Genomic DNA, 20,431 nt, shown 5'->3' with positions numbered 1-20,431 from the left:
CCGGATGTAGTGTGGCTCCACAAGTCGCGTGGAAGTCCACATCAGCGGTGGGGGTGACAGCACACATGCAGGCCAGTGATCGGCCCAATGACCGGCGTCGCGAGATCGTCGAGCTCGTCCGCATCGGCGGACGCGTGCAGGCAGCCGAACTGTCGGCCCGCTTCTCGGTCAACGCCGAGACCATCCGCCGCGACCTGTCGGCCCTGGAGGCCGCGGGCGAGCTGGATCGGGTGCACGGCGGCGCCGTGGCCCGCGGCACGCTCACGGTCGAGGGGCGCGTCTCCAGCCGCATGGCCGAGCGGCGCGAGGAGAAGCTCGCCATCGCCCGGACCGCGGCCGCGGAGATCCCGCCCTTCGGTGCCATCTTCATCGAGGCCGGCTCGACCACGGGCCACCTCGCCGACCTGCTGCCGGACCGTGGCGACCTGCTGATCGTCACCAACGCCCTGCAGATCGCGCTGGCCCTGACCGACCTCGGGCACTCCACCGTCATGACCATCGGCGGCCGGGTCCGCCCGGCCAGCTACGCCGAGGTCGACACCTGGGCCCTGGAGCGTCTCGCCGCGCTCCGCTTCGACGTCGCGTTCGTCGGCGCCAACGCCGTCGACCTGGCGTGGGGGCTCTCGACGATGGACCCCGCGGAGGCGGCCGTCAAGGCGGCCATCCTCGCCTCCGCACAGAAGTCGGTGCTGCTCACCGATCACACCAAGTTCGGCCTTCGGGCCGCCTGCCGCTACGGCTCGGTCAAGGACATCGACCTGGTCGTGACCGACCCCGGTCTCGACCCCACCGCCGCCGAGGAGATCCGGGCCCTGGGCACCGAGATCCGCCTCGCCAACGGCTGAACCACCGCACGGCGCACACACCCCCTTGGAGGACCACATGAAGCTACGCACCGGGATCCGGTCGTTCACCCGCGGCACGGCCGTGCTGGTGGCGGTCGCGATGCTCGCCGCCGCCTGCGGGGGCGGCGACGACAAGGCCGCCTCCGGCCCGGCCGACCTGATCAACGGCCGGCCCACGCCGACCGACCAGAAGCCGAGCAGCCAGGTCAAGGTCGCGATGATCGGCTTCGCCAACAACCCGTACTGGGTGTCGGTGAAGGCCGGCGCCGACTACGCCAACCGCGTGCTCTCGTCCCGCAACGGCAAGGTCGACTGGATCGTCGCCGGCGACAACATCGACGTGCAGACGGTGTCGAGCGCGATCAAGGGCGCCGACGCGCAGGGGTACAAGGGCATCGGCTTCTTCATCGCCGGCGAGGGCAACTGCGCCGACATCAAGACGCTCTCGGCCAAGGGCGACAAGCTCGGCGCCTACAACACGCTGTTCGACTGCGTCGGCTCGTCGGGCGGCACGGTGAACTACGCGCAGGAGCAGTACAAGGCCGGCCAGACCGCGGCCAAGGAGATGATCAAGGCGACCGGCGGCAAGGCCGGCAAGGTCGGCATCATCGTCAGCCAGTTCACCGCGCCCGGCTCCGAGCAGCGCCGCAAGGGCTTCGTCGACGGCCTGCAGGGCTCCAGCCTGACCCCCGTCGGGCAGGGCGTGGAGGCCAAGGACTCGGCCTCCAACACCTTCACCGCCGCGCAGAACTACCTGCAGTCCAACTCGGACCTGGTCGGCATCTACGCCACCGCCGGCGGCCCGTTCGGCGCCGCGCAGGCCGTGGCCGCGGCCAACAAGCAGAGCAGCGTGAAGGTGATCGGCTTCGACATCACCACCGAGAACATCGACGCGATCAAGAACGGCTCGATGTACGGCGTGATCGGCCAGGACGCGTTCGGCCAGGGCTACAACGTGGCCATCCAGCTCTACAACGCGGTCGTCACCGGCAAGAACCCGGACCAGGTCACCCAGGAGGCCGAGGCCCCGTTCGTGACCAAGGAGAACCTGGCCCAGCACGACCCGTCCACCGTGCCGCTGGGCACCCCGGGCGCATCCTGACCGGCTCCACTTCGGATTCTCTTCGGAAGTTTGTGGCGAGCATGACGAACACTGCGGCGCCGGCGGCCCTCGCGGTCGCCGGCCTGGCGAAGTCGTTCGGCCCCGTGCGGGCCCTGCGGGACGTGTCCCTGGCCTTCCCGGCCGGGCAGGTCACCGGGCTGCTCGGCGAGAACGGCGCCGGCAAGTCCACCCTCATCCGGCTCTGCTCCGGTGAGATGCGCCCCGACCGCGGGACGCTCACCCTCGCCGGGCAGGACGTGAGCTTCGGTTCACCGCTGGAGGCGATCGCCGCCGGCGTCGTCGTCGTGCACCAGGAGCCGCTGCTCATCAGCGAGCTCACCATCGCCGACAACCTCTTCCTCTACGACCTCGGCGAGCGGCCCGCCTATGCGGCCGCCCGCCGGGGCGAGAACGTCACCCGGGCCCGCGAGCTGCTGCGCCGCCTGGACATGACCGGCTACCTGCCGGACCCCTCGACGCTGTGCCGTGACCTGTCCGCCGCCTCCCGGCAGATGGTCGACATCGTGCGGGCCCTGTCCCGCCGGCCGAAGGTGCTCTTCCTCGACGAGCCCAACTCCAGCCTGACCCACGAGGAGTCGCAGCGGCTCTTCAGCGTCGTGCGCCGGCTGCGGGCCGACGGCGTCGCGGTGGTGCTCGTCAGCCACCGCCTCGCCGAGGTGTTCTCCATCGTCGACCACGTCATCGTGCTGCGCGACGGCACGTTCGTGGCGGCCGGCGACCCGGTCGAGATCGACGAGCCGCGCGCCGTGGCGCTCATGGCCGGCGAGCGCAAGCGGGCCGTGGTCGCCGAGACGGTGGCCGAGCGCCGCGAGGCCGTCGCGCACGCCGGCGACGCCGAGATCGCCCTGGAGCTGCGCGGGCTGTCCGGCGAGGGCTTCGACGACGTCAGCTTCACCCTGCGCCGCGGCGAGATCCTCGGCATGTCCGGCCTGGTCGGCGCGGGGCGCACCGAGATCGCCGAGGCGGTCATCGGGGCGCGGCGCATCACGGCCGGCCGGGTGCTGGTCGGCGGGCGCCCGGTGCGCATCTCCGGCCCCGGCGCGGCCCAGAAGCTCGGCATCGCCTACGTCGCCGAGGAGCGGCGCACCGAGGTCTTCCACGCCCAGACGGTCGGCTACAACCTGACCGTCCGCATCCTGTCGACGCTCGGGCCGCTCGGCTGGGTCTCGGCCCGGCGCACCAACGAGGCGGCGCGCGAGCTGACCCGGCGCTTCGGGGTGAAGACCGCCTCCACGGAGGCCCCGATCACCTCGCTGTCGGGCGGCAACCAGCAGAAGGTCCTGCTGGCCCGGGCCCTGGCCGCGAAGCCGCGGGTGCTGATCCTCGACGAGCCGACCCGGGGCGTCGACGTCGGCACCAAGGCGGAGATCTACGCGACCCTGCGCGAGCTCGCGCACACCGAGGGCCTCGCCGTCTGGTTCATCTCCTCCGAGCTCGAGGAGGTCGTCGAGCTCGCCGACCGCGTCGTCGTGGTCCGCCAGGGCCGGCTGACCCTCGACGCCCCCAACACCGCAGGACCGCAGCCCATCGTGGCCGCCGCCATGGGATCGACCGAAGGATGATCATGTCTGCCCCCACCGTCACCGCCCCGGCCCCGGAGCGCACCCGCTCCGCGAAGGACGTCGCCCGCGCGGTCTTCAAGCGGCAGGAGACCGGCCTGCTCGGCGTGATCATCCTGCTGGGCTTCGTCGTCAGCCTCGTCAACAGCAACTTCCTGCGCGCCGACAACCTCTACAACGTGCTGCAGACCGTCGTGGTGGTCGGCGTCATCGCCGTCGGCCAGACGTTCATCCTCATCGCCAAGGAGATCGACCTGTCGGTCGGCTCGGTGCTGGCGCTGTCGGCGGTGACCGCCGGCTCGGTCTACGGCAGCGGCGCCAACCCGTGGATCGCGATGCTCGCCGGCGTCGCCGTCGGCGCGGTCTGCGGCCTGGCCGTCGGCACCGTCGTGGTCCTGGGCCGGGTCAGCTCGTTCATCGTGACGCTGGGCATGCTCTCCATCGCCCGCGGCCTGACCCAGCTCGTCACCGGCGGACTGCCCCAGTCGATGCCGCCGCAGCTGTCCTTCATCGGCCAGGGCCGGGTGCTCGGCGGCATCCCGGTCAGCGTCATCATCTTCATCGTCCTGGTGATCCTGGGCCAGCTGCTGCTCACCCGCACGATTTTCGGCCTGCGGGTCACCGCGATCGGCGACAACGACGCCGCCGCGCGCACCGGCGGCATCCCGGTCGGCCGCACCCGCGTCCTCACGTTCGTGCTCATCGGCGTGCTCGCCGGTCTGGCCGGCATCATCTTCTCCACCCAGGTCGGCGTCGCCGAGGCGCAGGCGGGCACCGGCTACGAGCTCGACGTCATCGCGGCCGCGGTCATCGGCGGCGCGAGCCTCTCCGGCGGGCGCGGCTCCATCATCGGCGCGTTCCTGGGCGCCTGCCTGCTCGGCGTCCTGCGCAACGCGTTCATCCTGCTCGCCCTCTCCCCCTTCCTGCAGCAGCTCAGCATCGGCCTCGTCATCGTCCTGGCCGCGCTGTTCGACCAGGGCCGCCAGGGCAACCTGCGCCACCTGAGCCCGTCCGCGCTGCGCTCCCGCTTCCTCTCCGGTCGCTGAGAAAGGTTCGAAAGCCATGAAGCCCCAACCGTTCCGTGTTCATGACCAGCGTGTCGTCAAGGCGTTCGTCGAGGCCCGCCGCGCGCACACCGCCGAGGAGCCGCGCCTGAAGTTCGGCTGGAGCAACTGGGGCTTCGGCACCGAGGAGCTCGGGGTGTCGGCCGAGCGGCTCGCGAAGTACGGCGTGCGGTACATCGAGCTGCACGGCAACCTCTACTCCGAGGACTTCGGCTACAAGCCCGACGAGACCCTCAAGACCCTCGGCGACCACGGCATCACGGTGTCGGGCATCTGCGGCATGGTCACCCCGGAGCAGGAGTTCGCGCACAACAAGCCGCACGTGCGCGCCCGCGCGGTCGAGTACTTCCGCCGCCAGGCCGCGTTCACCCAGGCCGTCGGCGGCAGCTACCTGCTCTTCGGCGCCGGCTCGGTCGGCCGCCCGGTCGCGTTCGACTCCTACGAGCTCGAGCGCTCCGCGGCCACCATGCGCTACGTCGCCGAGGACTTCGCCCGGGCCGGCATCCGCGGGGCCGTCGAGCCGATCCGGCCCGAGGAGACCAGCGTCGTGCACACCTTCGAGCAGGCGCTGCGGCTGCTCGACCTGGTCGGCCACCCGGCGATCTCGCACATCAACGGCGACACCTACCACATGCTCAGCGGCGAGCTGCACATCGGCGCGACGCTGCTCGACCACGGCCACCGCATGCTCAACCTGCACCTGGCCGACACCAACCGGCGCGCGCTCGGGCACGGCCTGCTCGACCTCGACGTGATCATCATGGCGCTGTACGCGATCGGCTACCAGCGCGGCGACAACTACTGCTCGGCCGAGCCGCTGGGCGCGGGCGGGAACCCGTACGCGGCGATGAACCTGCCGCCGCAGGCCGAGCGCCTCGACGAGCTCGTGCGGGTGACCGCCGAGACGTTCCGCGAGCGCGAGGAGGAGGTCCTGGGGGCCTCCGACGAGGAGTTGTTCACGCTGTACCAGATCGACGGCGACTAGTGGCCGGGTTCGCCCTCCACGTCGTGTGCCCCAACCCGGCCCTGGACCGGCTCCAGGTCGTCGAGCACTTCACCCCGTTCGAGGTCAACCGCGTCGCCGACGTGCGCAGCCTCCCGGGCGGCAAGGGCATGATCGTGTGCCGGGGCGCTCGCCGCCTCGGCGCCACGGTCGCCGCCCACGGCTTCGTCGGCGGCTTCGTCGGCCAAGTCATCCGCCGCGGCTGCGAGGAGCTGGGCGTCACCGACCGGCACATCGAGATCGGCGGCGAGACCCGCGTCACGCCGGTCGTCATCGAGCGGGCCACCGGCCGCTCGACGGTGCTCAACGAGCGCGGCCCGCAGGTCACCCGCGACGAGCAGGAGCAGCTCGCCGCGGGCCTGACCGCCGCGATCCGGCTCGGCGACGTGGTCGTGTCCACGGGCAGCCTCCCGCCCGGGTGCGCGCCCGACCTGCACGCGACCGTCGCCCGCCTGGCCCTGCGCCACGGCGCCACGGCGCTGGTCGACGCGCACGGGGACGCCCTCGCGCGGGTCATCGACGACGCGCGGGTCAACGGGATCGGCAACGGCACGCTGGTCGTCAAGCCCAACGCGCACGAGCTGGCCGGCATCCTCGGCCGCGACCTGTCCGACCCGGCCGACCTGCTCGCCGCGGTGGACGGCCTGCACCACGAGACGGGCGCGACCTTCGTCGTCACCAACGGCGCGCACGGCGCCGTCTGGGTCGGCGACGGCTCGCGGCTCGTCGCGGACAGCCCGGCCGTCGACACGGTCAACGCCACCGGCTCCGGCGACTCGTTCCTGGCCGGGCTCGCGGTGGCGCTGGGCGGCGGCGAGAAGCCCGCGGCGGCCATGGCCCTCGCGGCGGCGATGGGCGCGGCCAACGCCGCGTCGCTGGCCCCCGACGTGGACCCGGCCCTGGTCGCGCAGCTGCGCGAGCGCGTGACGGTGGGCCCGGCATGAGGTTGTTCCTGGGCGTGGACATCGGCACCACGCGCACCAAGGTCGGCTGCTACGACGCCGCCGGCCGGACTCTCGTCGCGCTGTACTCCGCGCCGACCGAGGCCGCCGACGACGAGTGGGGCGGCCGGCGCGACGCCGGGCGGCTCACCTCGGCCGTCTCCGGCCTGCTCGCACGGCTCCTCGCCGACCCGGCCGTGCGGCCCGAGGCCGTCGCCGGCATCGCGGTCGGCTCGGTCGGCGAGGAGGTCGTGCTGCTCGACGACGCCGGCGCGGTCACCTCGCCGGTGCCGGCCTGGTTCGCCGGGCACGGCCGCGAGGCCAAGCCGCACGCGGGCCCCGACTGGGCCGGCGTCGACGACACGTTCTCCGTGTTCAAGCTGCTCTGGCTGCGGCGCGCCGGGCTGCTCGGGGCCGCGCGCACCTTCACCTCGCTCGCCGACTTCGTCGCCCGCGACCTGCTCGCGGACCCGGCCGCGCCGGTGTTCCTGAACATCTCGCACGCGTCGCGCACCGGCCTGCTCGACGTGCGGGCCGGCATCCTGGACGAGGGCGCGCTGCCCTCCCTCGGGCTCGACGGGCTGCGGCTGCCCACGCTCGTCGGCAGCGCCACCGTCGTCGGGCGCACCTCCGGCGCCGGGGTCCTGCCCGCGGGCGTCCCGGTGGTGACCGGCGGCCACGACCACATGTGCGGCGCGTTCGGCGCCGGCGTGCGCAAGCCCGGCGACGTCTACGTCTCCGCGGGCACCTCGGAGGCGCAGCTGCTGCTCGTCGACGCGCTGCCCGAGCGGGTCGACGCCGGGATCGACGTGGGCGTGTTCGTGACGGGTCTGCGCTACGTCCACCGCGCCACCCCGTCCGGCCGCTTCTACCAGGCGTGGCGGCGGATGCTGTACGACGGGCAGCCCGACGACCTCATGTGGTCCGAGGTCGCCGCGGCGCTGGACTCCGTCGCCCCGGCGGACATCGACGCCGACGCGCGCACGGTGCGCCCGCCCGACCTGCCCATGGACGTCACCCGGGGGCAGGCCATGGCCGCCCTCCTCAAGGGCCTGGCGGTCGAGGCCGACGCGGTCACCACCCGGCTCGGCGCGCTCGGCGGCACCCGCATCGCGGACGTGACCGTCGCGGGCGTCGCCGCCGGCTGGGAGCCCTGGCGCCGGCTCCGGCAGGACGCCACGACCCGCCGTCTCCACTTCGTCACCGAGCCCGAGGCCACCGTCGTCGGCGTGGCCGCCCTGGCCGAGCTCGGCTGTTCCGGAAGGACTCCATCCGCGTGAGCACGTTCCTGGGCACCAACCGCATCGTCCCCGTCGTCGTGCTGGACGACCCGGCGGCCGCCGGGCCCCTCGCCGACGCCCTCGTCGCCGGCGGCCTGCCGGTCGCCGAGGTCACGTTCCGCACCGACGCGGCCGCCGCGGCGATCGCCCGCATGAGCAGGCACGGCGGGGTGACGGTCGGGGCCGGCACGGTCACGACCCCCGAGCAGGTCGACGCCGCCGTCGAGGCGGGCGCGTCGTTCGTGGTCTCCCCCGGCCTGAGCGCCGCGGTGGTGACCCGGTGCCGGGCGCACGGCGTGCCCGCGCTGCCCGGGGCCACCACGGCCACCGAGATCATGGCGGCGCTCGAGCTCGGCGTCGACGTGGTGAAGTTCTTCCCCGCCGGCACGTCCGGCGGTGCGAAGGCGGTGGCGGCGCTGTCCGCACCGTTCGCGAACGTGCGTTTCGTGCCGACCGGCGGCATCGACGCCTCGAACGCGCTGGACTATCTGCGCCTGCCGTCCGTGCTCGCGATCGGCGGCAGCTGGATGGTGCCGCGTTCGGCCATCGCGGCCGGCGACTTCGCGGCGGTCACCCGCCTGGCCGCCGAGGCGGTGCGCTCGACATCGTCGCTGTGAGCGATGACGTCCGGGTCACCCGCCGGCATACCGCCCACAGGTGACGCGACCGTCCGCATCGGCTTCTGACACGCCTTCCTCAGGGACTGAGACGGGCCCTGCGGGCTCGGCGTCGTGGGCGCCGCGCGGGTGGCCCGGGCCGCGCGGCGCTGAACGGGAACGCCCCCGCCCGCCGGCTCAGGCCGAGGGCGGCGGACCGAGCAGTTCGATGGCGTGCCGGGCCGCGGCGTGCCCCAGCGCGATCGGGTCGACGGGGCCGGGGTCCGGCAGCCGCCGCTCGCCGGCCGGCTCGCCCGCCTCGCGCGCGAAGTGCTCGAAGCCCGACGGCGTGGTGATCTGCAGCGTGCGCAGCGGCTCCCCCGCGCCGACGACGAACGTGTGCGCCAGCCGCGCCGGCAGCAGGACGAAGTCGCCCGGGCCCGCCTTGAACGCCTCCCCGTCGCACCGGAACTCGGCGGTGCCCGAGAGCACGTAGAACATCTCGTCCTCCTCGAGATGCCGGTGCAGCGGGGGCGCGAAGCCCGGCGGGTTGACGAACTCCACGACGGTGAGCCGCCCGCCGGTCTGCTCCCCGGCGGCCTTGACCGTGACCAGGCTGCCCAGGAACCACAGCGCCTCCCCCTCGCCGTCGCCGCGCACGTAGGGCCGGACCGGGACCGTCTCGCTCATCGTGGGCTCCATTTCGCCGTACCGCTGTCTATTGAATATTGCCCTAGTATGGGCAGCGTCATGAGTGCTGTCAACGACAACAGGCCCCGGCGGCGGTACACGTCCGCGACCCGCAGCGAGGGCGCCCAGCGCACGCGGCAGGCGATCGTGGCGACGGCGAGCACGCTGTTCGCCGAGCACGGCTACGCCTCCACGTCGCTGGCCGGCATCGCGACCGCGGCCGGGGTCGCCCGCCCCACCGTCTTCGCCGCCTTCGGCTCCAAGGGCGCGCTCCTGCGGCAGGTCCTGGACGAGGCCCTGGCCGGCGACGACGCTCCCGTGCCGGTCGCCGAGCGGCCGTGGTTCCGGCCGGTGTGGGACGCCGCCACCCCGGCGGCGGTCCTCGACGCGTACGCCGGGGTGTGCCTGCTCATCGCGCGCCGGGCCGCACCGCTGTTCGAGGCGGTCCGCCGGGCCGCCGACGACGCGCCGGAGGCGGCCGAGCTGTGGCAGACCCTGCTGGACAACCGCCGGGCCGGCGCGCGGATGGTCGTCGCGCACGCCCGCGGCCTCGGCCCGCTCGCGCCCGGGCTCGAGGAGGAGACCGCGGTCGACGTGCTGTGGGTCTACAACGATCCCGGGCTCTTCGCGGCCCTGGTGTCGCAGCGCGGCTGGGCCGAGCCGGTCTTCCGGGACTGGCTGGCCGCCGCCATGCGCGCGGCCCTCCTGCCCGACCGTGGCCTTGCGGATCGACCGGCGGCAGGCTAGGAACAGTCGGTCCAGGTACGCCGGCCGAGGGGGCACCGTCATCAACGGCACCGCGTCGCGCACGACGGGGGCGAATGTGAGCTCGTACACCTGGGACGGCCTGACCCCGGGCACCTACATGTACTTCAAGGTGCGCGCCTGCAACGCCGCGGGCGTCTCACCCTGCACTCCGGCCCAGGAGCGCTGGGCCTGCACCACGACGCCGGCCGCGTGACTCTGAGGAAACTCCGAGCCTGATTTGCCCGTCCGGGCCGGACAGGACATCGGCGCCTGTCTACGGTCTCGACCATGCGTCGTCATGCTGCGGTGTTCGCCCTGTTCTTCCTCAGCCCGCTGGTCGCCGAGTACTTCTCCGGCACCACGCTGCCGATCTTCCTGCTGTTCCTCATCGTGCCGCTCTCGCTGTACTACGGCAGCGGCGCCATCCTCATCCGGGAGGTGCTGCGGCGCACCGGCCGCGGCTGGCCCGCGATCCTGACGCTCGGGCTGGCGTTCGGGGTGCTGGAGGAGGGCGTGCTCACCCAGTCGCTGTTCAACCCGAACTACCTGGCCGAGGACCTGCACCTGCTCGAGCCCGGCTACGTCCCGGCGCTGGGCATGGGGGCGCTGTGGACGGTGTTCGTGCTGGGCGGGCACGTGCTGTGGAGCATCGGCGCCCCGGTCGCGATCGTCGAGGAGGCCACCCGGTCGCGCCGGAGCACGCCGTGGCTCGGCCGGACCGGGCTCATCGTGGTCTCGGTGCTGTTCGTCCTCGGCTGCGTGATGACGTTCGCGGTCACGAAGGCGGAGGACGCCGAGGCCCCGTTCTCGGCCTCGCCGGCCCAGCTGGGCATCAGTGTCGCGGTCGTGGTCGCGCTGGTCGCCCTCGCGTTCCTGCTGCCGCACGGTGAGCGCCGGCCGCTGGACGGTCCGGCGCCGTCGCCCTGGATCGTCTTCGGCGCCACGCTGGTCGCCGGGATCGGGTGGGGGCTGCTCGCCGGCGCGACCTCGCTGCCGTCGTGGCCCGCCTCGATCGCGATCGCGCTGACCTGCCTGGCCGTGCTCGCGGTCCTGGTGGCGCGGTGGAGCCGGCTCGACGGGTGGGGCCGCTGGCACCGGCTGGCGGTGGCGGCGGGAGCGCTCGCGACCTCCGGGTGGCACGCGTTCGCGATGGACTACTCCGAGCCGCCGGTCCTCGACATCGTGGGCCGCACGATCTACCTGCTGGCCGCGGCCGGGATCGTCTGGCTCGCCGTGCGCCGGATCCGCCGGGACGATCCCGCCCCGGAAGGGACCGCCGCCTGACGGGCGGCGGCGGCCCCGGGGCCGGCTACGGCAGGGTCACCGCGGCCGGGGTCGCGCGCTGGGTCGTGGTGCCGTCGCCCAGCTGGGAGTTCGCGTTGTTGCCCCAGCACCACAGGCTCGCGTCGGTGCGGACGCCGCAGGTGTGGTAGTTCGCCACGAAGGCGGTCGTCCACGTCGTGGCGGTGCCGACGCGGGTCGGGGTGGAGCGGTTCGTCGTGGTGCCGTCGCCGATCTGGGCGGTCATGTTGTTGCCCCAGCACCACAGGCTGCCGTCGGTCCGGGAGCCGCAGGTGGTGTCGACCTCGGCGTTGACGCGCGTCCAGGTGTTGACCGAGCCGACCTGCACCGGGGTGCTCTGCAGCGCGCCGGGCGCGCCGAGCTGCCCGTAGCCGTTCTCGCCCCAGCACCACAGGGTCTTGTCGGTGCGGGTGGCGCAGGTGTGCGCGAAGCCGGCCGAGACGCCGCTCCACGTGGTGGCCGTGCCGACCTGGGCCGGCGAGGTCGCGTAGGCCACGCTGCCCAGGCCGAGCTGCCCGGACGAGCTGTCACCCCAGCACCACAGGGTGCCGTCGGTGCGGGTCGCGCAGCTGTGCGCGTAGCCGGTCGTGACGCTCGCCCAGGTCGTCGCGGTGCCGACCTGCTGCGGGGTGGTCACGGTGTAGACGGAGGAGCCGAGGCCGAGCTGGCCGAGGCGGTTGAAGCCCCAGCACCACAGCGTGCCGTCGGTGCGGGTGGCGCACGTGTGGCTGTCGCCGGCGCTGACCTTCGCCCAGGTGGCGGCGGTGCCGACCTGGACCGGGGTGGTCTTGTTGACCGTGGTGCCGTCGCCGAGCTGGCCGCGGAAGTTGCGACCCCAGCACCACAGCGTGCCGTCGGTCCTCACCCCGCACGTGTGGCTGGCGCCGGCGTCGATGGCCGCCCAGTTCGTGGCCGTGCCGACCCGGGTCGGGGTGGCCTTGTCGACGCCGCTGCCGTCGCCGACCTCGCCGCTCCAGTTGCTGCCCCAGCACCACAGCGTCGCGTCGGTGCGAATCGCGCAGGTGTGGGCGTAGCCGGCCGCGACGCTCGCCGCGCCCGCTCCGGCCGCCGCGGCCGGGGCGGACAGCGCGCCGACGGCGACGAATACCGCAGCGGCGGACGTCGCCGCCGCCGCGAAGACCCTTCTCAAGTGGCTCATGCGCTGCGACGGTAGGATCGCGCGGCCACGCAGGGCAACGCCGCGACCACGACACGGCCGCTGTCCTGGGGCTTGACCGGGAAAGTTACAGCCAGACGGCGCGTACCGCGTCGGCGAGAGCCGCCCCCTGCCGGAGGCCGGCCTCGGCGGCGGCGGCGCGGCGGGACGGGTCGAGCACGTTGGGCCCGATCGCCTCCAGGGCCTCCTCGTCCGGCTCGACGACCAGGCTCCGGGCGGCGCCGGCGGCGGCGATCTCACGGTCGATCATCGGGCGGATCAGGCCGCCGACGGGCGCGACGACGAGCAGCGCGCCGGCGCCGGCGGCGAGGTCGGCGTTGGTCCCCGAGCGCACCCCGCCGTCCATGTACCGCCGCCCGTCGATGGTGATCGGCGGGTACACGCACGGGACGGCGCAGCTGGCGGCCACGGCGAGCGGGAGCGGCACCCCCGCCGCCCGGTCGAACACGGCGGGCGTGCCGCCGTCGGTGTCCACCGCGGTGATGCGCAGGTCCCGGTCGGGCCAGCCGGCCACCGGGAGCTGGGCCGCGAGCCGGGCGATGTGGGCCCCCTCGTCGCCGGTGGGCGTGGCCAGGGCCATCGCCCCGATCTCGGCCACGATCTCGGCGCGCGGGCGGGAGCGGTCGGCGAGCAGGGCGAACGCGGCCATGGCGGGCGCGATGTCCACGGCCGGGGCGCCGGACGAGGGCCCGTGCTGGGCCAGGACCGCGTCCTCGAGGGAGAGGCCCGCGGCCACGACGGTGCCCACCACCGACCCGGCGGAGGTGCCGACGATGACGTCCGCGTCACCGACCGTCACCCCGGCGCGGGCCAGCCCGCTCAGGATCCCGAACTCCCAGGCGATGCCGGTCATCCCGCCGCCGCCGAGCACCAGCGCTCTCGTCATGACCGGACGGTAACCCACGTCATGACCGGACGGTAACCCAACGCCTCACCCGGCGCACCGGCCCGGCGCGGCGACCATGGAGTCATGCGGACCGCGCGGACCGTCGGCGGCCTGTCGCTCATCGGTCTCGCGCTGGCCGTGGCCGTCGTGACCTGCCGGGGCGGCGGCGACGACGCCGATGCGCGGCACGGGCCCCGGTGCACCGTCAGCAGCCCGGCCAGGCTCGCCGGCCGCACGGTCACCGCGTTCGACCTCGAGGGCCGCCCGCTGCGCTGCGCCGACCTGCACGGGGCCACGCTGCAGGACGCGGCGATCACGAGCGCGGACCTCTACGGGGCCGACCTCAGCCAGGCCACGGCCCGCGAGGCGCAGCTGAGCCAGGTGAAGCTGACGCGGGCCGACCTCGACGGGGCCGTCCTGCGCGACGGTTCCCTGACCGACGTCGGGCTGCAGCAGGCCACCCTGCGCGGCGCCGACCTGCGCGCGGTGTCGTTCCTGCGGACCGATCTCGGCGCGGCCGACCTGCGTGGGGCGGACCTGACGGGGGCCTCGTTCGAGGCGTCGAACCTGCGCGGCGCCCGCCTCGACGGCGCCAAGCTCACCGGCGTGACGTTCGTGAACTCGGTCTGCCCCGGGGGCGCCAAGTCCACCGACGGGACCTGCGGGCGATGAGCAGCGTGAGGGGCAGCGTGATCGCCAGGCCGGCGGCGGCCGTCGCCCTGCGCGGCGGCGACCGTCCACAGACTCGTCACCGCCGACCCTCGCGGGTTGTGCGCGCACAGTCAACTCCGGGTCGCGCCGGGTGGCCGAGAATCGACTCATGCGGATGCTGTACGACACCACCGCGGTCCACCCCCTCGACCGGTACGAGCACTACCGGGCGGGCGCCGCGAGTGAGCAGGCACCGGTGGAGGTGCACGGGCGGGCGCCGACGAAGCTGGTCGCGTCGATGTCGGTCAGCCGGGTCGGCGAGTTCGACGTGGAGGGGCTGACCTGGGCGGCCGACACCGAGATCATGACCCGGCGGACCGATCGGCTGGTGCGGATGGGGGACCCGGAGCGGTACCGCCTCATCATGCCCCTGGCCGGCGAGATCCGGCTGGAGCAGGAGGAGCGGCGGCTGCGGTTCCGGGTCGGCGACATCGGGCTGTTCGACCTGTCGCGGCCGTGGCGGGCCGTCCATCCGGTCGAGACGGGCGAGCTGCGGGTCGCGATGCTGACGTTCCCGCGCGCGCTGGTGCCGGTCGACGAGCGGGCCGTGGGCGCGATCGTCGGCACCGTCATGCCGCGCGGGTTGCGGGCCCGCGATCTGACCGCCCAGCTGCTGATGGGGCTCTCGGCGGCGGCCGAGCCGGCGCAGTACGCGGGGCTGCTGGCCGAGTGCACGACCGGGTTGATCCGCCGGCGGGTCGGGCTGCGCGACGGGATCACGCCGCAGACCCGGCGGATGCTGTCCCTGACCCGCGTCCGCGACGCCGTCCGGCGCCACCTGCACGAACCGGACCTCGACCCGCTGCGCGTCGCGCGGGCGTCGAACCTCTCGCCGCGGTCCCTGCACGGCCTCTTCGCGGGCACCGGGGTGACGCCGATGCAGCTGGTGAAGCAGATGCGGCTGGACGAGTGCCACCGCCGGCTGACGGACCCGGGCGAGCGCGACGTGCCGGTGTTCGCGATCGCGGCGCAGTGCGGATACCGCCGCCGCGACCAGTTCGCGAGGGACTTCCGGCAGGCGTTCGCGGTCTCGCCGACCGGCGCCCGGCGCGGGGACGGCTGATCGTGGCGCCCGACGATCCGCCGCCCCCGGCGCACGTGCGCGTCGACGTCACCGTGACCCTGCACCGCCGGCTCGGCTGGCTGCTGGCCGGCGTCGCGCTCGGCGGCCTGCCGGTGCCGGACCTCGTCGTCCGGCTGGCCGGCCTGATCCTGCTGGCCATCCACAACCGGTGAGCGGGCGTGCGACCGGTGCCGCATCCCGCCCGGCCGCACGCGCCCGGTGCCCGTGCGACCGGTGCGCGTGCGACCGGTGCGCGTGCGCCCGGTGCGCGTCAGATGCGGGCGAGCTGCACGGCCTCGATCGCGTCGCGCAGGCGCTGCTCCGCCTCCGCGCTGAGCGAGCTGTGCAGCAGCCGGCCGCCGAGCTCGAAGGGCGCCATCTCGGCCACGACCTTGTCGACGGTGACCTGGTCGACGAGCAGGAACAGTGCCGCCGAGCCCGGCTCCAGCGCCGCGCCGACGTCGCGCATGAAGCTGTCGTCCACGCCGGTGTCCGTGAGCCGGGCGGCGGCCGCCCCGCCGGCCGCACCGACCGCCATGCCGATGAACGGCGCCAGGAACAGCAGCCCGATGAGGCCGCCCCACAGCGCCCCGCCCGCGGCCGCCACGCCGGTCGTGCCGTGCTTCTGGTGCAGCCGCACCCGGCCGTCCTCGCCGGCCTCGACCACCGCGGCGTCGCGCACGGTGATGAGCCCGTGCCGCTGCAGCTCGATGATCTTGTCCCGGGCCTGGTCGGCGGTGGCCAGGTCGCGGTAGCCGATCGCCACGAGATCGCTCATGATGCCTCCTGGTGTCTGCCGGTGCTTGCCCTGCAAAGGTCATCGCGCCGGGGCCGGGTCACCTCCCCCGCCGGGCATGAGCGCCCGCATCGCGGCGACGAAGGCCTCGTCCTGGTCGAGCTCGCCGTAGGAGAAGCCGGGGTTGCCGCCGCGGCGGTACAGCCGGCGCGGCTCGGCGAGCTCCGCGGCCAGCAGCGCTCGGGTGCGGGCGTCCGGCGGCCCGAGCTCGGCCCAGGCCGCGACCACCGCCGGGCGGGTCAGCGGGTGCCGTGCCCACGCATGCTCGAGAGGCGCGCGGACCAGGGTGGCGTCGCCGGTGATGGCGGCGAGGGCGTGGGCGGCCGCGACGGCGGTGTGGCCGTACCGGTCCCGCCGCCGGACCAGCGCCCCGAGCCGATCGAGCGTCCCCGCGCCCGCGGCGGCTGTCGCCGCGGTGCCGTCCGAACACCGGGCGACGGTCCCCAGGGCGCGGGCCGCGACCACGGCGGCGGCCTCGTCGCCGAGGTGGCGGGTCAGGGCCGCGACCGCGGTGTCCGTGTCGGCGTCGAGGGTCCAGGCGGCGAGGGTGGCCGCCACCGCGCCGCGGGCGTCGGGCCCGGCGGCCCAGCCTCGCAGGACCGGCAGGACGGTCCCGGCCGTCGCCGGGTCGGCGGCGCCGAGCCGGCCGAGCGCCTCGGCGTTGACCGGGTCGGGCCCCGCCGCGAGCAGCACCGGCAGCGCCTCACGGGCGGCCGCCGGGCCGATCGCGCGCAGCGCGGCGACGAGCCCGTCGCGGTGGCGGGGCGGCAGCGGTTCGTCCAGGCGGGCCGCGACCGCCGGGGCGAGCGGGGCGGCGACGGGGCCGAGCCCGGCGACCGCCCAGCCGGCGTCGCCGGGCAGCGGCTCCTGCTCGAGCACCCAGGCGAGCATCGGCACCGCGCGGGGGTCGCCGAGCCGGGCGAGCAGGGCGAGGAGACGCCCGACGGTCGGCGGCTCGGTCGGCCACTGGATGATCCAGGGCGGCAGAGCGCGGCGCAGCGGGGTGTGGGGCGCGCGGCGCTCGGCGGACTCGACCAGTTCGGCGAGTGCGTCGGCGACCGGCGCGGCGAACCGGCCGAGGTCCGCCAGGACGCCCGCGGCCCGCGGCCGCACCACCGGCTCCCCCGTCAGGGCCAGGTCCGCGATGCGGCGCAGGATGTGGGTGTACCGCCCGCGCCAGCCGTGCACCAGGTTGCTCGCGGGATGCAGCGCGTCGAGCTGCCACTCGGCATCGGCCGAGCGCAGGCCGGCGAGGAGCACCGTGATCCGGTCGTCCACCCGGTCGCCGTAGGCGTCGCTGACCGCGCGCACGAGCTCGTCCATCTGCGGGTGCCCGCGCCCGGCGTGGAGGTGCTCGCGCATCTGCCGGATCTTGCCCACGAGCGTGTCGGTCTGGAAACCGGCCGGGGCGGCGGGCGCGGGCGGCACCGAGTACCCGGCGGCGATGAGCGCGACGGCCGTCTCCGCGGGGGCCGGCACCCCGAGGCGGGCCAGCGCGGCGAGCGCGCCGAGGCGCAGGCCGGCATCGGGCTCGGCGGTCGTCAGACCCTCGAGCCAGGCGATCGCGGCCGGGTCGGTGGTGGCGAGCCCGGCGACGGCGGTGACGATCGCCCGGCGCACCAGCGGGTCGGGCTCGGCGTCGGCGTGCCGGCGGAGCAGGCCGACCGTGGCTTCGGGGGCTTCGGCGCAGATCGCGCGCAGGAGCGGTACGACTGCCGCCCGCACCTGCGCGTCGGCGTCGTGGAGCAGCGCGAGGAAGCGGGGGCGCTCGGCGGCGAGGGTGGCGTTGGCCGTCCGCGTCCGCCCGGCGAGCGGCTGGTCCCAACCGGCGCCGGCGACGCTCGCCAGCAGCTCGATGGCCGCGGCCCGGCCGGGCACCCCCGGCGTGGTGGCGATGCGGGTGAGGAACGGCAGGGTCTCGAGGGTGCAGCGGTAGACGTCGCCCTGGTGGTGCACGACCCCGTAGAACTGGTCGAGCGCCACCTCGCGCACGGCCGGGTCGGGGTCGGCGAGGCCGCGCAGGATCGCGGGGACGCCCGCGGCGCAGCCGTAGGCGTGCCGCAGCCGCTTCCACGCGACGGCATCGAGCCCGGCGAACACGTCGGCGTCATCCATGGGCGGCGATCCTACGACGTGTCCGGCCGGGCTCGGGTCCCGCCGGTGGGGTTACACGCGGCCGTAGCCGTAGAGCGAGTCGATGTCGATCGGGGCGACCTTCACCACGGTCCGGCTGTTGGGGGCGTGGATGATCTGGTTGTTGCCGATGTAGATGCCCACGTGCCCGAGGCCGTTGTAGAACACCAGGTCACCGGGGGCGAGCTGGGCCCGCGAGATGTGCTTGACCTTGCCCCACTGCTGCGCGGCGTTGTGCGGCAGCGTGACGCCCGCCGCCTTCCACGCCATCATGGTCAGGCCCGAGCAGTCGAACGTGTTCGGGCCGGCGGCGCCGAAGACGTACTTCTTGCCGAGCTGGGCCCACGCGTAGCTGACCGCCTTGCCCGCCGCGCCGGAGACGGCCGGCGGCGGTCCCGGGTTGGTGGTCGGGTTGGCGGTCTTCACCGGGGTCTTCGCCTTCGCCGCCGCGGCGGCCGCGGCCGCGTCGGCCTTGCGCTGCATCTCGTCGAGCTTGGCGATGTTGCCCTCGATCTGCTTGCGCCGCGCCTCGAGGTCGGCCTTCTGCCGGCTCTGGGCCGCGAGGGTCTCGTTGAGGCGCTGCTTCTCGGCGTCGACGCCGGCCTTGGCCGAGGCATACCTGGCGAGGTCGGCCTGCTGGTTGCGCGAGATCTGCTGCAGCGTGCCGACGCGGTCGAAGAAGCCGTCCGACGACGTGGCACCCAGCATCAGCGACCAGGAGCTCAGGTTGCCGCCGGACTTGTAGGCGTTGACGGCGATCTGGTCGGCGGTGGCGCGGGCGGCGTCCATGCTGGCCTCGAGCGGCTGCAGGTCGGTCTCGCGCTGCTTGATCGTGGCCTGGGTGGCCTCGAGGTCACCGTTGATCTTGTTGTAGTCCTCGACGATGTGCTCGAGCTCCGCATTGCCCTTGTCGATCTGGGCCTGGAGTTCGTCGTGCGTCGGGTCGGCGTGTGCGGCACACGCCGGCGCGACCATCGCCGCGACCGCCACTCCGATGAGGAACGAGCGCAGCGCCGTCCGTCGGTTGAACACGGCAAGCGTCCTTCTTCGCATCCGCCTACCGGGTTAGCTGACGGGTTCGGGCGAGAAGAAGGTTCGCCCTACCACGACCGTGACGGTCGCGGATTCACCCCTGGAGCAAGCCCCGGATGGGTCCCCGGCTCACGCGCCGGCGCCTGTTGCCAGGGCCGTCGTACGACTCGGCGGAGCCTGCCCGGGCCGCCCTCGGTGAGCGGCTGTGGCCTGGCAGGCCGCACCAAACGTATCGGCGGGATCCCGGCGGCGGAACCGCCCTAAGCAACACTTAACGTTCGCTCAAAGATCACGTTGCGGCGATGGCTACCGATATCGCCCGATTGCTCCCGATCACGGCCGCGGCCCGTCCAGCGCTGCGCAGCGGTTCAGGCGATCGCCGATCTCGACGGGGACGGCCCTCCTCGCCCGCAAGCATCTCCATGCCGCACACAACGCCACGGCCGCGCGGCAGCGGGGGACGGGCCGGCGACGCTCCGAAGTGGACACTGCCGGGCCGGCGGCGGAGGAAACGTTCCAACGAACGGGTGTACCCGCACCACCCCCGCCGCGGATCGACCCGGCGGGCGCGAGCAGCCGAAATGCGCACAGGAAGGCCGGATTGCGCCGGGCCGCCCACCACCGCCGGGCCATGTAGGCCCTTGTTCGCGCACGCCGGGCACGAGTAACGTCACGGACCGTGAGCGCAGTCCAGCGTAACAACGTCCGGCTGCTCGGGCCCGAGCACGCCCCGGCCGTCGTCTTCGCGCACGGCTTCGGCTGCGACCAGCACATGTGGCGGCTCGTCGCGCCGCGGTTCGCCGACGATCATCGCGTCGTGCTGTTCGATCACGTCGGGGCCGGCAACTCCGATCTCGGCGCCTACGACCCCCGGCGGTACACGTCGCTCGGCGCCTACGCCGACGACCTGCTCGAGCTGCTCCACGAGCTCGGCCTGCGCGAGGTCGTGTTCGTCGGGCACTCGGTCGCCGCGATGATCGGGCTGCTCGCGGCGAACGCCGAGCCGGACCGGTTCGCCAAGCTCGTGCTCGTCGGCCCCTCCCCGCGATACATCGACGACCACGACTACTACGGCGGCTTCAGCGCCGGCGAGATCGACGAGCTGCTGGAGAGCCTCGACCGCAACTATCTCGGCTGGTCCGCGGCGATGGCGCCGGTCATCATGGGCAACGCCGACCGGCCGGAGCTCGGCCAGGAGCTGAGCAACAGCTTCTGCCGCACCGATCCGGCGATCGCGCGGCAGTTCGCCGAGGTGACCTTCCGCTCCGACACTCGCGCGGATCTGGGCAAGGTGAGCGTGCCGACGCTGATCCTGCAGTGCTCCGAGGACGTCATCGCCCCCCGGGAGGTGGGGGCGTACTGCAACGCCAACATCCCCGGCAGCACCCTCGTCGTCCTCGACGCGACCGGCCACTGCCCGCACCTCAGCGCCCCGGACGAGACGTTCGCGGCGATCGACGGTTTCCTGCGGACGGGCTGACGC

21 protein-coding genes and 1 riboswitch are annotated in these 20,431 nt (G+C 74.2%); of the genes, 15 read left to right on the top strand and 6 right to left on the bottom strand.

What is annotated here, in order from left to right:
• Window positions 1–65 precede the first annotated feature (65 nt).
• Genes ACQP2P_RS14040 through eda form a run of 8 tightly spaced genes read left to right on the top strand, consistent with a single transcriptional unit; the run spans window position 66 to window position 8,432 of the window.
• On the top strand, window positions 66–845 hold the full coding sequence (locus ACQP2P_RS14040) for a DeoR/GlpR family DNA-binding transcription regulator (protein WP_433616222.1): 780 nt from the start codon (window positions 66–68) through the stop codon (window positions 843–845).
• 37 nt (window positions 846–882) lie between these two features.
• Window positions 883–1,947 carry a sugar ABC transporter substrate-binding protein gene (locus ACQP2P_RS14035; RefSeq protein ID WP_433616220.1) on the top strand — a complete coding sequence of 355 codons (1,065 nt, stop codon included), beginning with the start codon at window positions 883–885 and terminating at the stop codon, window positions 1,945–1,947.
• Between the two features lie 41 nt (window positions 1,948–1,988).
• The gene (locus tag ACQP2P_RS14030) at window positions 1,989–3,530 is read left to right on the top strand and encodes a sugar ABC transporter ATP-binding protein (RefSeq protein ID WP_433616218.1); all 1,542 of its coding nucleotides are present in this window, start codon (window positions 1,989–1,991) and stop codon (window positions 3,528–3,530) included.
• A 2-nt stretch (window positions 3,531–3,532) separates the two neighbouring features.
• The gene (locus ACQP2P_RS14025; protein WP_433616216.1) at window positions 3,533–4,573 is read left to right on the top strand and encodes an ABC transporter permease; all 1,041 of its coding nucleotides are present in this window, start codon (window positions 3,533–3,535) and stop codon (window positions 4,571–4,573) included.
• A 16-nt stretch (window positions 4,574–4,589) separates the two neighbouring features.
• The gene (locus ACQP2P_RS14020; protein ID WP_433616214.1) at window positions 4,590–5,576 is read left to right on the top strand and encodes a sugar phosphate isomerase/epimerase family protein; all 987 of its coding nucleotides are present in this window, start codon (window positions 4,590–4,592) and stop codon (window positions 5,574–5,576) included.
• Entirely contained in the window at window positions 5,576–6,538 is a 963-nt protein-coding gene (locus tag ACQP2P_RS14015) for a 1-phosphofructokinase family hexose kinase (protein WP_433616213.1), read from the top strand. The genes ACQP2P_RS14020 and ACQP2P_RS14015 overlap by 1 nt, the downstream gene beginning before the upstream one ends.
• A complete protein-coding gene (locus ACQP2P_RS14010; RefSeq protein ID WP_433616212.1) occupies window positions 6,535–7,815 on the top strand; it encodes an FGGY-family carbohydrate kinase in 1,281 nt (426 codons plus the stop codon). Before ACQP2P_RS14015 ends, ACQP2P_RS14010 begins: the two co-directional genes overlap by 4 nt.
• On the top strand, window positions 7,812–8,432 hold the full coding sequence (gene eda, locus ACQP2P_RS14005) for a bifunctional 4-hydroxy-2-oxoglutarate aldolase/2-dehydro-3-deoxy-phosphogluconate aldolase (protein ID WP_433616210.1): 621 nt from the start codon (window positions 7,812–7,814) through the stop codon (window positions 8,430–8,432). The genes ACQP2P_RS14010 and eda overlap by 4 nt, the downstream gene beginning before the upstream one ends.
• Before the next feature lie 177 nt (window positions 8,433–8,609).
• On the opposite strand, the gene ACQP2P_RS14000 is transcribed toward eda, so the two are convergent.
• On the bottom strand, window positions 8,610–9,101 hold the full coding sequence (locus ACQP2P_RS14000; RefSeq protein WP_433616208.1) for a quercetin 2,3-dioxygenase: 492 nt from the start codon (window positions 9,099–9,101) through the stop codon (window positions 8,610–8,612).
• Window positions 9,102–9,161: 60 nt separating this feature from the next.
• Between ACQP2P_RS14000 and ACQP2P_RS13995 the strand changes: the two genes are divergently transcribed.
• The 3 genes from ACQP2P_RS13995 (at window position 9,162) to ACQP2P_RS13985 (ending at window position 11,132) form a co-directional block, all read left to right on the top strand.
• Window positions 9,162–9,848, top strand: a complete 687-nt coding sequence (locus tag ACQP2P_RS13995; RefSeq protein WP_433616206.1) for a TetR/AcrR family transcriptional regulator — start codon at window positions 9,162–9,164, stop codon at window positions 9,846–9,848.
• 76 nt (window positions 9,849–9,924) lie between these two features.
• Window positions 9,925–10,062 (top strand): fibronectin type III domain-containing protein, encoded by a 138-nt coding sequence (locus ACQP2P_RS13990; RefSeq protein WP_433616204.1) that lies wholly within the window; start codon window positions 9,925–9,927, stop codon window positions 10,060–10,062.
• Window positions 10,063–10,136: 74 nt separating this feature from the next.
• Window positions 10,137–11,132: a hypothetical protein gene (locus tag ACQP2P_RS13985; protein ID WP_433616202.1), complete on the top strand. Its 996-nt coding sequence runs from the start codon at window positions 10,137–10,139 to the stop codon at window positions 11,130–11,132.
• Window positions 11,133–11,157: 25 nt separating this feature from the next.
• Here ACQP2P_RS13985 and ACQP2P_RS13980 read toward each other — a convergent pair whose 3' ends face one another.
• Both ACQP2P_RS13980 and ACQP2P_RS13975 read right to left on the bottom strand, forming a co-directional pair.
• On the bottom strand, window positions 11,158–12,309 hold the full coding sequence (locus ACQP2P_RS13980) for an RCC1 domain-containing protein (RefSeq protein ID WP_433616200.1): 1,152 nt from the start codon (window positions 12,307–12,309) through the stop codon (window positions 11,158–11,160).
• 85 nt (window positions 12,310–12,394) lie between these two features.
• The gene (locus tag ACQP2P_RS13975; RefSeq protein WP_433616198.1) at window positions 12,395–13,213 is read right to left on the bottom strand and encodes a patatin-like phospholipase family protein; all 819 of its coding nucleotides are present in this window, start codon (window positions 13,211–13,213) and stop codon (window positions 12,395–12,397) included.
• 84 nt (window positions 13,214–13,297) lie between these two features.
• On the opposite strand from ACQP2P_RS13975, the gene ACQP2P_RS13970 reads away from it, so the two are divergent.
• From ACQP2P_RS13970 to ACQP2P_RS13960, 3 genes are all read left to right on the top strand, one after another.
• Window positions 13,298–13,885 carry a pentapeptide repeat-containing protein gene (locus ACQP2P_RS13970; protein ID WP_433616196.1) on the top strand — a complete coding sequence of 196 codons (588 nt, stop codon included), beginning with the start codon at window positions 13,298–13,300 and terminating at the stop codon, window positions 13,883–13,885.
• Between the two features lie 148 nt (window positions 13,886–14,033).
• Window positions 14,034–14,987: a helix-turn-helix domain-containing protein gene (locus tag ACQP2P_RS13965; protein ID WP_433616194.1), complete on the top strand. Its 954-nt coding sequence runs from the start codon at window positions 14,034–14,036 to the stop codon at window positions 14,985–14,987.
• A 2-nt stretch (window positions 14,988–14,989) separates the two neighbouring features.
• A complete protein-coding gene (locus ACQP2P_RS13960) occupies window positions 14,990–15,160 on the top strand; it encodes a hypothetical protein (RefSeq protein ID WP_433616193.1) in 171 nt (56 codons plus the stop codon).
• Window positions 15,161–15,258: 98 nt separating this feature from the next.
• Here the strand turns inward: ACQP2P_RS13960 and ACQP2P_RS13955 are convergent, their stop codons facing one another.
• Genes ACQP2P_RS13955 through ACQP2P_RS13945 form a run of 3 tightly spaced genes read right to left on the bottom strand, consistent with a single transcriptional unit; the run spans window position 15,259 to window position 18,948 of the window.
• Window positions 15,259–15,765, bottom strand: a complete 507-nt coding sequence (locus tag ACQP2P_RS13955; RefSeq protein WP_433616191.1) for a DUF1269 domain-containing protein — start codon at window positions 15,763–15,765, stop codon at window positions 15,259–15,261.
• Between the two features lie 39 nt (window positions 15,766–15,804).
• Window positions 15,805–17,898 (bottom strand): HEAT repeat domain-containing protein, encoded by a 2,094-nt coding sequence (locus ACQP2P_RS13950; protein WP_433616189.1) that lies wholly within the window; start codon window positions 17,896–17,898, stop codon window positions 15,805–15,807.
• A 51-nt stretch (window positions 17,899–17,949) separates the two neighbouring features.
• On the bottom strand, window positions 17,950–18,948 hold the full coding sequence (locus tag ACQP2P_RS13945; protein WP_433616187.1) for an NlpC/P60 family protein: 999 nt from the start codon (window positions 18,946–18,948) through the stop codon (window positions 17,950–17,952).
• Between the two features lie 7 nt (window positions 18,949–18,955).
• Window positions 18,956–19,100: riboswitch (cyclic di-AMP (ydaO/yuaA leader) on the bottom strand.
• A gap of 527 nt (window positions 19,101–19,627) precedes the next feature.
• On the opposite strand from ACQP2P_RS13945, the gene ACQP2P_RS13940 reads away from it, so the two are divergent.
• Complete coding sequence (locus tag ACQP2P_RS13940) at window positions 19,628–20,428, top strand: alpha/beta fold hydrolase (protein WP_433616185.1); 801 nt, start codon at window positions 19,628–19,630, stop codon at window positions 20,426–20,428.
• The last annotated feature ends 3 nt before the right edge of the window (window positions 20,429–20,431 follow it).

This window comes from Dactylosporangium sp. CA-139114 (genome assembly GCF_050955725.1).
Lineage (GTDB): Bacteria > Actinomycetota > Actinomycetes > Mycobacteriales > Micromonosporaceae > Dactylosporangium.
The sequence above is the reverse complement of the archived record's forward strand: the minus strand, read 5'-3'. Positions and strand labels throughout refer to the sequence as shown.

What these genes read in the sequence shown, in the direction of transcription:
- ACQP2P_RS14040 (WP_433616222.1), top strand. Translation starts at nt 66, where the DNA reads ATGCAGGCCAGTGATCGGCCCAATGACCGGCGTCGCGAGATCGTCGAG.
- ACQP2P_RS14035 (WP_433616220.1), top strand. Translation starts at nt 883, where the DNA reads ATGAAGCTACGCACCGGGATCCGGTCGTTCACCCGCGGCACGGCCGTG.
- ACQP2P_RS14030 (WP_433616218.1), top strand. Translation starts at nt 1,989, where the DNA reads ATGACGAACACTGCGGCGCCGGCGGCCCTCGCGGTCGCCGGCCTGGCG.
- ACQP2P_RS14025 (WP_433616216.1), top strand. Translation starts at nt 3,533, where the DNA reads ATGTCTGCCCCCACCGTCACCGCCCCGGCCCCGGAGCGCACCCGCTCC.
- ACQP2P_RS14020 (WP_433616214.1), top strand. Translation starts at nt 4,590, where the DNA reads ATGAAGCCCCAACCGTTCCGTGTTCATGACCAGCGTGTCGTCAAGGCG.
- ACQP2P_RS14010 (WP_433616212.1), top strand. Translation starts at nt 6,535, where the DNA reads ATGAGGTTGTTCCTGGGCGTGGACATCGGCACCACGCGCACCAAGGTC.
- ACQP2P_RS14000 (WP_433616208.1), bottom strand. Translation starts at nt 9,101, where the DNA reads ATGAGCGAGACGGTCCCGGTCCGGCCCTACGTGCGCGGCGACGGCGAG.
- ACQP2P_RS13995 (WP_433616206.1), top strand. Translation starts at nt 9,162, where the DNA reads ATGAGTGCTGTCAACGACAACAGGCCCCGGCGGCGGTACACGTCCGCG.
- ACQP2P_RS13985 (WP_433616202.1), top strand. Translation starts at nt 10,137, where the DNA reads ATGCGTCGTCATGCTGCGGTGTTCGCCCTGTTCTTCCTCAGCCCGCTG.
- ACQP2P_RS13980 (WP_433616200.1), bottom strand. Translation starts at nt 12,309, where the DNA reads ATGAGCCACTTGAGAAGGGTCTTCGCGGCGGCGGCGACGTCCGCCGCT.
- ACQP2P_RS13975 (WP_433616198.1), bottom strand. Translation starts at nt 13,213, where the DNA reads ATGACGAGAGCGCTGGTGCTCGGCGGCGGCGGGATGACCGGCATCGCC.
- ACQP2P_RS13970 (WP_433616196.1), top strand. Translation starts at nt 13,298, where the DNA reads ATGCGGACCGCGCGGACCGTCGGCGGCCTGTCGCTCATCGGTCTCGCG.
- ACQP2P_RS13965 (WP_433616194.1), top strand. Translation starts at nt 14,034, where the DNA reads ATGCGGATGCTGTACGACACCACCGCGGTCCACCCCCTCGACCGGTAC.
- ACQP2P_RS13955 (WP_433616191.1), bottom strand. Translation starts at nt 15,765, where the DNA reads ATGAGCGATCTCGTGGCGATCGGCTACCGCGACCTGGCCACCGCCGAC.
- ACQP2P_RS13950 (WP_433616189.1), bottom strand. Translation starts at nt 17,898, where the DNA reads ATGGATGACGCCGACGTGTTCGCCGGGCTCGATGCCGTCGCGTGGAAG.